This is a genomic window from Thalassospira sp. UBA848 (genome assembly GCF_002295455.1).
GTDB lineage: Bacteria > Pseudomonadota > Alphaproteobacteria > Rhodospirillales > Thalassospiraceae > Thalassospira.
In genome coordinates this window covers 51,664-64,297 of record NZ_DBGS01000059.1, presented here as the reverse complement: position 1 = coordinate 64,297, position 12,634 = coordinate 51,664, and the positions used below count along the sequence as shown (strand labels likewise).

12 protein-coding genes are annotated in these 12,634 nt (G+C 54.1%); 6 read left to right on the top strand and 6 right to left on the bottom strand.

What is annotated here, in order from left to right:
- The coding region (locus B2R48_RS08010; RefSeq protein WP_296999307.1) for an acyl-CoA dehydrogenase family protein at nucleotides 1–1,358 on the bottom strand (1,358 nt) is incomplete at its 3' end.
- Between the two features lie 380 nt (nucleotides 1,359–1,738).
- On the opposite strand from B2R48_RS08010, the gene B2R48_RS08005 reads away from it, so the two are divergent.
- On the top strand, nucleotides 1,739–3,235 hold the full coding sequence (locus B2R48_RS08005) for a S41 family peptidase (protein WP_249742131.1): 1,497 nt from the start codon (nucleotides 1,739–1,741) through the stop codon (nucleotides 3,233–3,235).
- A gap of 83 nt (nucleotides 3,236–3,318) precedes the next feature.
- Here B2R48_RS08005 and B2R48_RS08000 read toward each other — a convergent pair whose 3' ends face one another.
- The 3 genes from B2R48_RS08000 to B2R48_RS07990 all read right to left on the bottom strand — a co-directional run bounded on the left by B2R48_RS08000 (nucleotide 3,319) and on the right by B2R48_RS07990 (nucleotide 5,848).
- Nucleotides 3,319–4,188, bottom strand: coding sequence for an NAD(P)-dependent oxidoreductase (locus B2R48_RS08000; RefSeq protein ID WP_296999306.1), 870 nt, complete (start codon nucleotides 4,186–4,188; stop codon nucleotides 3,319–3,321).
- Nucleotides 4,189–4,310: 122 nt separating this feature from the next.
- Nucleotides 4,311–5,363: a polyphosphate kinase 2 gene (gene ppk2, locus B2R48_RS07995; RefSeq protein ID WP_296999305.1), complete on the bottom strand. Its 1,053-nt coding sequence runs from the start codon at nucleotides 5,361–5,363 to the stop codon at nucleotides 4,311–4,313.
- A gap of 242 nt (nucleotides 5,364–5,605) precedes the next feature.
- Entirely contained in the window at nucleotides 5,606–5,848 is a 243-nt protein-coding gene (locus B2R48_RS07990) for a DUF1127 domain-containing protein (RefSeq protein WP_296999304.1), read from the bottom strand.
- A 138-nt stretch (nucleotides 5,849–5,986) separates the two neighbouring features.
- On the opposite strand from B2R48_RS07990, the gene gcvA reads away from it, so the two are divergent.
- Nucleotides 5,987–6,934: a transcriptional regulator GcvA gene (gcvA, locus tag B2R48_RS07985; protein WP_296999303.1), complete on the top strand. Its 948-nt coding sequence runs from the start codon at nucleotides 5,987–5,989 to the stop codon at nucleotides 6,932–6,934.
- Nucleotides 6,935–6,936: 2 nt separating this feature from the next.
- Here the strand turns inward: gcvA and B2R48_RS07980 are convergent, their stop codons facing one another.
- Entirely contained in the window at nucleotides 6,937–7,353 is a 417-nt protein-coding gene (locus B2R48_RS07980; protein ID WP_296999302.1) for a DUF1489 family protein, read from the bottom strand.
- A gap of 216 nt (nucleotides 7,354–7,569) precedes the next feature.
- Between B2R48_RS07980 and B2R48_RS07975 the strand changes: the two genes are divergently transcribed.
- The 4 genes from B2R48_RS07975 to B2R48_RS07960 all read left to right on the top strand — a co-directional run bounded on the left by B2R48_RS07975 (nucleotide 7,570) and on the right by B2R48_RS07960 (nucleotide 12,043).
- Nucleotides 7,570–7,863 carry a DUF2849 domain-containing protein gene (locus tag B2R48_RS07975; RefSeq protein WP_062957462.1) on the top strand — a complete coding sequence of 98 codons (294 nt, stop codon included), beginning with the start codon at nucleotides 7,570–7,572 and terminating at the stop codon, nucleotides 7,861–7,863.
- 11 nt (nucleotides 7,864–7,874) lie between these two features.
- The gene (locus tag B2R48_RS07970; protein ID WP_062957461.1) at nucleotides 7,875–9,530 is read left to right on the top strand and encodes a nitrite/sulfite reductase; all 1,656 of its coding nucleotides are present in this window, start codon (nucleotides 7,875–7,877) and stop codon (nucleotides 9,528–9,530) included.
- The gene (locus B2R48_RS07965) at nucleotides 9,517–10,035 is read left to right on the top strand and encodes a DUF934 domain-containing protein (protein WP_213474446.1); all 519 of its coding nucleotides are present in this window, start codon (nucleotides 9,517–9,519) and stop codon (nucleotides 10,033–10,035) included. The genes B2R48_RS07970 and B2R48_RS07965 overlap by 14 nt, the downstream gene beginning before the upstream one ends.
- Before the next feature lie 340 nt (nucleotides 10,036–10,375).
- Nucleotides 10,376–12,043 carry a methyl-accepting chemotaxis protein gene (locus tag B2R48_RS07960; RefSeq protein ID WP_062957459.1) on the top strand — a complete coding sequence of 556 codons (1,668 nt, stop codon included), beginning with the start codon at nucleotides 10,376–10,378 and terminating at the stop codon, nucleotides 12,041–12,043.
- A gap of 6 nt (nucleotides 12,044–12,049) precedes the next feature.
- Here B2R48_RS07960 and B2R48_RS07955 read toward each other — a convergent pair whose 3' ends face one another.
- Nucleotides 12,050–12,559, bottom strand: coding sequence for a GNAT family N-acetyltransferase (locus tag B2R48_RS07955; RefSeq protein ID WP_213474448.1), 510 nt, complete (start codon nucleotides 12,557–12,559; stop codon nucleotides 12,050–12,052).
- Nucleotides 12,560–12,634: the final 75 nt, after the last annotated feature.

Genomic DNA, 12,634 nt, shown 5'->3' with positions numbered 1-12,634 from the left:
TTGCGTCCTATGAAATCGAGAGCCTGAATGCCATTCGTGCCCTCATAGATTGGCGCAATGCGGGCATCGCGAAGGTGCTGGGCCGCACCGGTTTCCTCGATAAAGCCCATGCCACCGTGCACTTGTATCCCAAGCGAAGCATTTTCGACCCCAAGGTCGGTCGACCAAGCTTTCACAAGCGGAATGAGAAGGTCTGCGCGGGCCTGCGCAGCGGCACGCTCATCTGCGTCAGACAAATGATGCGCAAGATCAAGTTGGCTGGCCGTGTAAAGTGAAAGCGCGCGCGCCGCCTCGGTGGATGACCGCATGCGCATCAGCATACGCTGCACATCTCCATGAGCTGCGATCGGTGCTTCTTCGCCAGTTTTGCTGTCTCGGCCCTGTTTTCGTGTGTTGGCACATTCAAGAGCCTGTTGAAAGGCGCGCTCGGAAATGGCGACACCTTGTTGGCCAACTGCAAGGCGGGCATTGTTCATCATCGTGAACATATAGGCCAATCCCTTGCCTTCTTCGCCAATCAGGTAGCCGGTAGCACCCCCGTTATCTCCGAATTGCAAAACCGCGGTTGGGCTGGCGTGAATGCCAAGTTTGTGTTCAAGCGACACGCAGGTCACGTCATTGCGCGCGCCGATTTCTCCGTTATCCGAAACCAGATACTTCGGAACGATAAACAGCGAAATGCCCTTGACCCCGGCGGGCGCATCGGGTGTGCGGGCCAAAACAAGATGCACGATATTCTCGGTCATCTCGTGATCGCCATAGGTGATGAAAATTTTCTGGCCAGAAACCTTGTAGGTCCCGTCATCTTGCAGGATTGCCGTGCTGCGAACCTTTGAAAGATCGGAACCAGCTTGTGATTCTGTCAGGTTCATGGTGCCGGTCCATTCACCGGAAACAAGACGCGACAGATACAGTTTACGTTGCTGTTCCGAACCATGCGCAGTCAAGGCTTCAATCGCACCGGATGTAAGCATCGGGCACAATGCAAACGCCATGTTGGCGGACTGCCACATTTCGGCAACTGCCGCGCCAAGCAAGATCGGCAACCCCATGCCGCCTTCGCTTTCGGGGGCAGAAATTCCTTGCCAGCCGCCTTCGCAAAACTGGGCATAGGCCTCTTTCCAGCCCGTCGGCGTGCTAACCGTGCCGTCTGCAAGAAGTTTCGCGCCTTCCTGATCACCGACCCGATTTAACGGTGCGAGAACTGAGGCAGCAAATTTTCCTGCTTCCTCAAGGATTGCGTCAACCAGATCCGGGCTTGTTTCGCCAAATGGCGGCAGCCTGGACACGGTATCAAGACCAATCACGTCATGAATCAGAAAGCGTATATCTGAGATGGGTGGGCTAAAGTCGCTCATGAAAAAAGACGTCTCCCTGAATGATGAGCCGCCCGCTCGGAACAGTCGGCTTTGTGCCAACTTTATTTGTTGGGTGGTAGCATAACGACCCGGGGATTTAAGATCGAGTCAGTTTCGTCAGATATTGTGAAAGGATGTATTCAACATTGGTTGAACCAGTTGTTCCGCATTTGGCCACTGGCGAAACGACGAAATGCTTCCGATATGTTGCAAAGGCCGGTGTTTGATGTGTTCAACAGGTAAAAGTTGCGTGATTAGTCAACTATTGCGCGTCCGGGGGTCGCCAATCGAAAAAAGGCAGGCTAGACTTACTGTTGAACACGTCAAAAAGAAAACGGATGACAATCCGGTCGATTGTATCGAAGGACAGGAGCAAGCTGTTGCTGCGTAAAGGAATATTGCCAATTTTGTTTGCGGTGCTGATTTCGTTCGCCGGAACAAGACTGGTGGCGTGTGCTGGACCGGCATGGCCAAGCGATGAAGAACGCAGATTTCTTGATGCCTACCGTGCCAGCGTAACCGCAGGTGCGAGTGCGGAACAATTTGCTCATGCTGACAAGCTGTATGTCGAAGCACTTCAGGTTCTGTCCGAGACATATGTCGAGAAAATCGACCGAATGGCGTTTATTGATAACAGCATCGCCGTGCTTGGCGAACTCGAGACCGATGATACATCACCGCTTGGTGTCGTAGGTGCGGTTCTTGATGACGGGTTACATGATCTTGACCCGCATAGCGCCTATATGACGGATGACATGTTCCGCCGCCTGCAGGAAAGTACTGAAGGCAGCTTTGCAGGTGTTGGCATTGTCATTGCGCTTGATGATGAAAAACGCATCCGGATTGTCTCGCCGATTGATGACACGCCCGCCGCCCGTGCCGGCCTTCGCCCTGACGACCGTATTACGCATATTGATGGCTATCACATGGTCGGAGAGCCAATCTCGGAAGCCGTCCGGCGTATGCGCGGTCGCGTCGGTGATCCGGTGACGCTGACGATTAAACGTGTTGAGGACAGCTTTGATGTCACTGTAAAGCGTGCACGGATTGAAGTGCCTTCTGTTACAGCAAGCATCATTGATCAGGATATTGGCTATATCCGTGTGTCTCGTTTCGATGCCACGACACTTGATCAGACGCAGGAATACCTTCGTGAACTCGAAGACCGGATTGCATCGCCGCGCGGGGTCATCGTTGATTTGCGCCGCAATCCGGGCGGGTTGCTCGATAGTGCCGCCGACATTGCAGACCAGTTCCTGCAAGATGGTTTGATTGTCGCGACCGAAGGGCGCGGCGAGCGGAAACTGCGCAGTTATGAAGCGGATCGTTCCGATTTCTTTGAAGATGTTCCGATGGCGATCTTGCTTGATCGTGGGTCGGCATCAGGTGCGGAATTGATGGCAGCCGCCCTTCGTGAAAACGGGCGCGGCATCATCATTGGCGAGCGATCCTTTGGCAAAGGCTCCATGCAGCGGATTATGCCGCTAACCTCGGGCGGTGGGCTTAAAATCACCACCGGATATTACACCACGCCGGAAAACCACATCGTGCAGGGCCATGGTGTGATCCCCGATATCGAGGTCGTACTGGCCGATGCCGAGGAGTTCGAGCGTGAGATTGATCTTGAGCACGCCTTGCCGTCGCGCCGTCGCGATCCACGTCAGTCTCTTGCAACGCTTGAAGCGACAACCTGCGAGCAGGATATCGAGATCGAACGTCTTGGCAAATCGAGCCGCGATAACCTTGAGGAAAGCCTGGCAGAGGGTGAGGAACCGCCACGGGATTCCGTTCTTGAGTGTGCTGTAGGCTATTTCGATAACGGCCCGCTGGCCAATTACCGCAATCAGGTAGAGCCGCTATTGCGCGCCGGTCTGTAATCGCCGAACACTATATCAATGCGAAAAGCGCGGCCCATCAGGCCGCGCTTTTCGTTTGTCTCAATCTTTAAGGCGCGGGTGTTTTAGCCGCGTGACAGCAGGTCAATCAGGCTGGAGGTATCCCAGCGATTGCCGCCGCGTTCCTGCACCTGGGCATAGAACTGATCAACAAGGGCTGTGACCGGCAGGCGGGCACCATTGCGTTTGGATTCCTCAAGGCAGATGCCCAGATCCTTGCGCATCCAGTCAACGGCAAAGCCGAAGTCGAACTTGTTCTCAACCATGGTGCTGCCGCGGTTTTCCATTTGCCAGCTTCCCGCAGCACCCTTGGAAATCACATCCAGAACCTTCTCCATATCAAGGCCGGCCTTAACGCCGAAATTGACACCTTCCGAAAGGCCCTGAACCAGACCGGCAATGCAGATCTGGTTGACCATCTTGGTCAACTGTCCAGCACCGCTTTCGCCCATCAGTTTGCAGGACTTGGCAAAGGCATCAATGATCGGGGCGGCGCGATCAAATGCATCCTGATCGCCGCCACACATGACGGTCAAAACACCGTTTTCCGCACCCGCCTGACCACCGGAAACCGGGGCGTCGATGAATGAGATGCCCATATCCTTGGCCGCGGTATACAGTTCGCGCGCGACATCTGCGGACGCGGTGGTGTTGTCAATCAGGACAGAACCCTTGTCCATGCCAGCAAACATACCGCCATCGCCCAGCATCACGCTGCGCAGATCGTCATCATTGCCAACACAGGAAAAGACGAACTCCGCGCCCTTTGCTGCCGCGGCCGGGGTCGGGGCGGACGATCCACCAAATTCGGAAACCCACTTGTCCGCCTTTGCGGCGGTACGGTTATACACGGTAACGTCGTGACCTGCTTTTTGCAGGTGACCGGCCATCGGATATCCCATGACACCCAGACCGATAAATGCACATTTTGCCATCGTTTGCCTCCCGAAGGTTTATGTTCATCCAGTAAAGGTTGCAGTGATGGCAATGTCAATGAACGCAAATGTGACCGTGACAATGTTTTCACGATCTGGAAGACCAGACAGATTGAATGCCCCTAGTCCTCGTCAAGTTCTTCGGCCACGCTGTGGATGATCCGGCGGTCATAAACCAGAATTTCCGGTCGTTTTCCGGGGTAATCAAACTGTGACAGATAGAAACGAATGGCATTGATGCGTGCACGTTTCTTGTCATCAGATTTTACAATGACCCATGGGCTGTCGGTGGTCGAGGTATGGAAGAACATGTCGCGTTTGGCTTCGGTATAGGAGTCCCACAGGTTCTGGGATGCCAGATCAACCGGGCTCAGCTTCCATTGTTTGAGCGGGTCGGTCTGGCGCTGTTTGAAGCGTCGCGCCTGTTCCTTCTTGCTGACCGAGAAATAGAACTTTGTCATGTGAATACCGGACCGGATCAGCATACGTTCAAGTTCCGGCACGGATTGCAGGAATTCACTGACATCAAACATGCTGCAAAATCCCATAACCCGTTCGACCATCGCCCGGTTATACCAGGACCGGTCAAACAGCGCGATTTCCCCGCCACTTGGCAGGTGTTCGACATAGCGCTGGAAATACCATTGTGTCAGTTCGCGGTCGTTGGGTTTGCCAAGCGCAACAATCCGGGCGCCGCGCGGATTGAGGTGTTCGGTAAACCGTTTGATCGTGCCACCTTTGCCTGCGGCATCTCGGCCTTCAAATATGATCAGGGATTTGAGGTTCTCGGCCTTGATCCAGTTTTGCAGTTTCAAAAGTTCAATATGAAGTGGCGCAATCAGTTCCAGATACTGCTTGCCACGCATCTTCTTTGCCTGCGCCTTGGGATCAAGGTCGATATCAGGCGGAAGCTTGTCGTCGGGGATGTTGCCAAGGTTCTGACTGGTTGCTTTGCCTGCGGCAGACGGCAAGTCGTCAAGCCGGTCCATCGTCATGTTTTCGGAATCCAGCAAGAACCGATCTTTCGCTTCGCTATCAAGCGTGGACAGGGCATCGGTGCGATTGGCAGCCGACCGGCTTTTGGCTGTGCGCCGCGTGGCATTGGCCAACGCATCAGTTGTGTCATCCTGAGTCGTTTTGCCAAACTTTTTTGGCGTTTTCTTTTCCGCTGTCATGCGCCGCGTTCCGTCATTTGTAACCAGATATCGCCATAACTTTGCGCGATAAATCGGCCTGTCGCAATGCAATGGATCAAATAGCGGGGAATGCGGGCACTGATGTGTTGCGTATGAAAAAGCCCGATCAATGTGGGGCATTGATCGGGCGGTCGGCAGGGTGTGCGGTGGCACGAAGGGTGGATCTGTCTTGCTGTTTGTTCCGTGGGGGCGGGGTGCTTCAGGACAGATCCCGTGCGGGGTTAGCGCAGTCGTAAAGACTTGCGGTATTCTTCTTCAGCCTGGGCGCGAGTAATACCGATATCCGAAAGCAGATGATCACTCAGACTAAGTAGAGTGCGGCGTTCTTCACGCGCTGCACGGAGCCGTTCAAACCGGTTGTTAAAATCATTCAGGCGGCCAAAAACGGTGGCGAAGAACGAGCGGATATGTGCTCTGGGCTGGCGCTCCACGGCAGAAGGAGCAGGGCTAAGCGAGTAAGCCATCATTCTCTCCAAGAGTTAATATTGCTAATGCAATGATTGCTGTTGAGATGATATTGCGGCTATATCTTATGCAGAACAAACGAGTATTTCTGATCAAACGGATTAGCATTTCTAATCCATAGATTTGGAGTGGATCTTATGCGGCTTCCGCCCTTGCAATCCGTGCGCGCCTTTGATGCCGCCGCCCGCCATCTGAGCTTTACAAAAGCAGCCGAAGAACTGTTTGTCACACAGGGGGCGGTCAGCCAGCAGGTCCGCCAACTTGAGGAGTATCTGGGGTTCAAGCTGTTTCATCGGCTGCCACGTCAGATCCATCTGACCGAAGAGGGTGCACAGCTGGCGCAGGCAACTACAGCCGGATTTTCAAGGATCGCTGACGAGATCGAACGCCTGACCCGGGTCGAGGAAACCGGGGTGGTTACTGTCAGTGTCTTGCAAAGTTTTGCCGTGAAATGGCTGGTGCCGCGTCTGGGGCATTTCCGTGATGCATACCCTGATACTGATGTGCGCATTCATGCAGATGACCGGCTTGTTGATCTGCGTACAGAGGGCATTGATCTGGCTGTTCGGTTCGGCAGTGGTCATTACCCCGGACTGGTTTGCGAGATGCTGATGCGTGACGAGTCCTTCCCGGTGTGCAGCCCTGCCTATCTTGCCGCCAATCCGGAACTGAAAACCCCCGCCGATGTCGCCGGGCACCAATTGCTTCATGATGCCACCACCTTTATGGATCATCCACATGCCGCCGATTGGGAATTCTGGCTCGACGGCGTCGGTGCCGAAGGTGTCGATGTCAGCCGCGGTCTTCGATTTAACTCCGGCGACATGGTCATTCAGGCTGCTCTGATGGGGCAAGGGATTGCCATGGCGCGCACAAGCCTGGCCGCGCTTGATCTGGCGGCGGGCAATCTCGTGCGGCCTTTTGCGCAAAGTGTTGCATCAAGCGGGGCATATTATCTGGTTTACCCGGAAGAGCACCTTCGACGTCCGCGCGTAAAGGCATTTGTCAGCTGGTTAAAAAATGAAGTGGCTGAGACCTTGCGCGAAATTGATCCGGATGAGGCGGACGCCCCTGTGGAGGGCTGACCTCAGATTAACCCAAGGTCACGCAATTCATCGGCCATATCATCTGGCAGGGCATCGGTGCCGCCACCCTGTTTTTCATCGGGCGGGCATTTGTCATCGGGGAAATAACGCCATCCCTGAAACGCACGATGCGGGTAGGGGCGCGTGGCAATCAGTTCATCATCCAGCACGATGCGGCAATATTTCGTGCCTTCCTCATTGACGAATTCTTCAAGATCAATCACCCGCTGGCGGCAGCGCACAGCACCCTTGATGACCCAGTAAATTGATCCACCATCAAGAATCTCGGTCTTGCGCTTGGGTGTCATGCGTGTGGTGTGAAAGATCCGTCCATGCATGGCCTGAAAATAGGTCTGCCATTCTTTCAGGCTTTCGCGGCTATCCGTGCCGACACTCAGTTTGATGATGTTCAAAGGCATATCAGGAAGGTTTCTTGTGCTTTGGTGTTCGATGACTGATGAGGTAGAACCCGTACGTCAAACGGTCAATAGCGGATTATTAAAACACTTAATTAAGTGTAGTATATGTTATTTCACAAAAAAACTTGACCAATAAGGGGTAATCAGCCAAATTCTGGTGCAGAAAAGGTCCGTGCCAGGACCAAACCCGAGAGATTTACAGGCTGAGAGAACCGAATGTCCCTGCAAGTTGTCACGGCAAACCGTCTGGAAGACGGGTTGGTGGTGTTCCTGACCAGTGATGGTAGCTGGAGCGAAAACATCAACGATGCCCGCACCGCCGAAGACAAGGAAGCCGCAAATGCGCTTCTGGCCGAGGCAAGTGCGCCCGAACTCGACACAGTGATTGTCGGGCCGTATCTGATTGATGTCGAACAGCAGGGCGCGGATCTCGTGCCGACAAAATACCGCGAAGTTCTGCGCACCAAAGGCCCGAGTGTCCGCGAGGACCTTGGCTATCAGGCGGTATAAGGAGAGACCCCATGTATCGTTATGACGATTTTGACCGCCAGCTTGTTCATGAACGCACTGAACAGTTCCGCGAACAGGTAAAACGCCGTCTTGCCGGTGACATTACCGAGGAACAGTTCCGTCCGCTCCGTCTGATGAACGGTGTGTATCTGCAGCTTCATGCCTATATGCTGCGCGTTGCCGTTCCCTATGGCACGCTGCGCGCCGACCAGCTTCGCCAGCTTGGCATGATTGCGCGCAAATATGACAAGGGCTATGGCCATTTCACCACGCGCCAGAACATCCAGTATAACTGGCCGAAACTTGATGAAATCCCCGACGCGTTGCTGGATCTTGCCAAGGTCGAAATGCACGCCATCCAGACATCGGGCAACTGCATTCGTAATACGACGACTGACCAGTATGCCGGTGCCGCGGCCGATGAAATCGAAGATCCGCGCCCTTATTGCGAACTGATCCGTCAGTGGTCGACCTTCCACCCGGAATTCACTTACCTTCCGCGTAAGTTCAAGATCGCTGTTACCGGATCGCCAAATGACCGTGCGGCCGTGAAAGTGCACGATATCGGTCTTCGCATGCATCAGAATGATGCGGGCGAGACCGGCTTTGAAGTTATCGTCGGTGGTGGCCTTGGTCGTACGCCGTTTGTTGGCAAGACCATTCGCGACTTCATCGGCAAGAATGATCTGTTCTCGTATCTCGAAGCCATCCTGCGCGTTTATAACCGCTTTGGCCGTCGCGATAACAAGTACAAGGCACGTATCAAGATCCTCGTTCACGAGGAAGGCATTGATAAAATCCGCGAGCTTGTCGAAGAGGAATGGACCCAGATCAAGGACGGGTCGCTGCGCGTTGATGATGCGGAAATCGCCCATTACATCGAACAGTTCGCACCGCCGGCGTTTGAAGCCATGTCTGACGACGACACCGACTTCGAACGCCACAAAGCGGAAAACCGTCGTTTCGCCAACTGGGTGCGTTCGAATGTGATCGAACATAAACAGCCGGGCTATGCGATTGCAAACGTCTCGCTGAAACCGATTGGCGGCATTCCCGGGGACGCGACCGATACACAGATGGAACTGGTTGCCGATCTTTCGGAAAAATACAGCTTTGCCGATGTTCGCGTGACCCATGAACAGAACCTTGTTCTGCCGCATGTCAAAAAGGCCGACCTGTTCGCACTTTGGAGCGAACTGGACGCCGCAGAACTTGGCACGGCAAACCTTGGTTATGTGACCGATATCATCTCCTGCCCGGGACTTGATTATTGCGCACTTGCCACTGCGCGTTCTATCCCGCTTTCACAGCGGATTTCCGAACGCTTTGGTGATCTTGATCGCCAACATGATATTGGCGAACTCAAGATCAAGATTTCCGGCTGTATCAATGCTTGCGGACATCACCACGTTGGCCACATTGGTATTCTTGGCCTCGATAAACGCGGCAAGGAATTCTATCAGATCACCCTCGGCGGCGATGCCAGCCAGGATGCCTCGATTGGCAAGATTGCCGGTGCCGGTTTCTCTGAGGCCGAGGTGGTCGATGCCATCGAAAGCCTCGTGACCAAGTATATTGATATCCGCGAAAGCGGTGAGCGCTTCATCGACACCTATCGGCGTGTTGGCATGGATCCGTTCAAGGAGGTTCTTTATGGCGATCGTTAAAAATGACAGCCTGATCGAACAGGAGTGGATCACGGTTGACGCCGAAGGCGATCTGCCATCAAGCGATGAAAACCTGATCGTGCCGCTTGCACGTTTCAAGGAAGAACGTGACAGCCTATTGGGGCGTAACGGAGGTCTTGGTGTTCAGCTGAACCCGGGGGATGCGCCGGAAGATCTGGCAGATGATCTTGATCGTCTGTCGATCATCACGGTCAATTTCCCGGCCTACACGGATGGTCGTGGATATTCCTATGCCCGGGTGCTGCGCGAACGTATGGGCTTCACGGGCGAGCTTCGGGCAGTTGGTGACGTCCTGCGCGACCAAATCCTTTATATGCACCGTTGCGGCTTTGATTCCTATGACCTTAACGTTGAAGGTGACGTCGCCCTGAACAAGGTGCGCGCCGCGCTCAAGGAAATGTCGGTTTATTATCAGCCGACCGGTGATGGTCGGGTAACGGCACAATCCCTGCGCGAACGTCGTCGCGCCGCGTTGCAGTCCTAGGATCGTAATACCATACTTAATACCATGGTCGAACAGGCCGTGGAATTGCGATCAAGGGGCGCCTGCAAAGGTGCCCCTTTTTTTGTGTTGTGGCGAACATATAGCAGTGATCTTGGTTTCGAAAAATATTACAAAACAATTACTTCGAAGTTTTTCTATAGTCACTAAAACCTATATGTCATGGTATGCATATGTGAATTTCCTGCACGTATATGACGCCCCGTAAGGGTAGGATTACAGTCAATAAAGAATAGTGAGATAGTCCCCAGTATATCGCGCGATGATTGTGAAAATATAATATGACTAATGAGGAGAGATAAATTGCTTAGGGGCCTCATTTATGTCGATGTTCAATCGTCTCAAGATTTCCACAAAGGTATATGGCGGCTTTGGCGTCATCCTCGTTTTGCTCGTAATCGCTTCAATCTGGTCGGAGCTTTCTGTGAGCAGCGTCGGAGATGACTTCGTGCGCTATCGTCATATCGCCTTGCAGTCCAATCAGGCTGGACGTGTGCAGGCCAACCTGTTGGAGGCGCGTGTTTCGGTAAAGCAGTTTCTGCTGACCGGCGAAAGTGCGGCAGCGAAAAATGTCGATGACCGGCTTGCAAGCGCGATAACGTTGAATGACGAACTCGTTGAGTTGCTTGATACCGATGAAATGATCGAAGTCGCCCAAGTTGCTGGCGAAAGCCTGAAAGCCTATCGCGCGGCCTTTGCCAAGGTTGCCACAATGTCTGCCGGGGATCCGGCCCGTGATCAGATAGTGACCGATACACTCGACACAATCGGTCCGATGGTGGCTGAGAACCTTGAAGACCTGAAGCTGACCGTCAAGCACGAACAGGATGAAATCGGTCCGCGTGCGGCCAAGGCTGCTTCGCAGGCTGTGATTATTACGGCCATTGTTGCCGGTGTGGCGTTGATCCTTGGCATTTTTGCCGCCTGGAAGATCGGATCGGGTATTTCCCGCCCGATCCAGCAAATTACCGACGCCATGAAGGAACTGGCTGGCGGCAACAAGCAGACCGACATTCCCGGACAGGATCGTTTCGATGAAATCGGTGATATGTCCAAGGCGGTTCTGGTCTTTAAGGAAAATATGATCCGTGCCGAGGAGCTTGCCGCCCAGGAAGCAGAGGCCGTCAAGCGCCGGGAAAGACGTGCAGAGAAAATCAATGAACTGACAGCGGACTTTGATCAGGACATGTCGGTTATCCTCAAGGCACTTGCTTCTGCGGCGACCGAGATGCAGTCAACCGCCACGGGCATGAGCAGCACCGCCGAAGAAACCAGTCGCCAGTCCAGTATCGTCGCAGCCGCTGCCGAACAGGCATCAACCAACGTGCAAACCGTTGCCAGCGCAACGGAACAACTCAGTGCCTCGATCTCCGAGATCACCCAGCAGGTCAGTCAGTCCTCGTCTGTTGCCAATCGCGCGGTCGAGGATGCCGAAAAAACCAACACCCAGATCCGCGGCCTTGCCGAAGCAGCCCAAAAGATCGGTGATGTGGTCGGACTGATCAGCGATATTGCCGAGCAAACCAACCTTTTGGCCCTGAACGCCACCATCGAGGCGGCGCGTGCCGGCGATGCGGGCAAGGGCTTTGCCGTTGTCGCGGCAGAGGTCAAAAATCTTGCAACGGCAACTTCGCGCGCGACCGAAGACATCACCAATCAGATCACCGGCATCCAGAATGAAACCGATGGGGCAGTAACCGCCATTGGCACCATTTCATCGACGATTGCCGAGATCAGCGAGATTTCAGCAACCATCGCAAGTGCGGTCGAGGAACAGGGAGCAGCCACCCTTGAAATCACCCGCAATGTTCAGGAAGCCTCTGTTGGTACAACAGAAGTGACGTCAAACATTGTCAGCGTGAACGAAGCGGCGGGCTCCACCGGGGCTGCTGCCGAGCAGGTGCTGAGTGCGGCATCAGAATTGTCGCGGGAATCTGAAGGCCTGCGTCACAAGGTCGAGGATTTCCTGGCCGCTGTGCGGGCAGTCTGATTGCCGTCATGATGATCTTTTGTCGGGCGGGGAAAGTGTCATCAAAAGGCACGGGCCCTTGGCGGTTTCATATTCCCGCCCGGCAACAAAACCAATCGCCTCATAGCAGCGAATGGCGCGTTCGTTTTCAGGATCGGGGTCAATCCCGATCATGGGCGCTCCACGCTCGAACAGCTGGGCGGTCAGCATTTTCAGAAACATCTGACCATGCCCGCAGCCCATCATATCGGGCACACCGATAAATGCATCCAGACAGCGTGTATTTTCAGGTAACGGATCAAAATGTGCCTGTGGCCATTGGTGGGCGTCGTAATGCTGGGCAAAGGCAAACGGCCGATTGCGGTACGAGACAATCAGTGTCGCCATTTCGGCCAGTTCGACATCTTCGGAAATCAGTTCAATCTGCTCATCCGGATCGCCCCACCAGCGGACAACTTCAGGCACATGCAGCCAGCGGCCAATCATTGGCAGATCGTTTGGGGTGGCCCGTCTGAAGCTGTATTTTGACGGGCCCATTCTTTAGTCCCCGGTCGTTGATCTTTTTGCTGCCAAGGCCAGATTGACCTTCGATGCACTTGATTTTCCTATCAA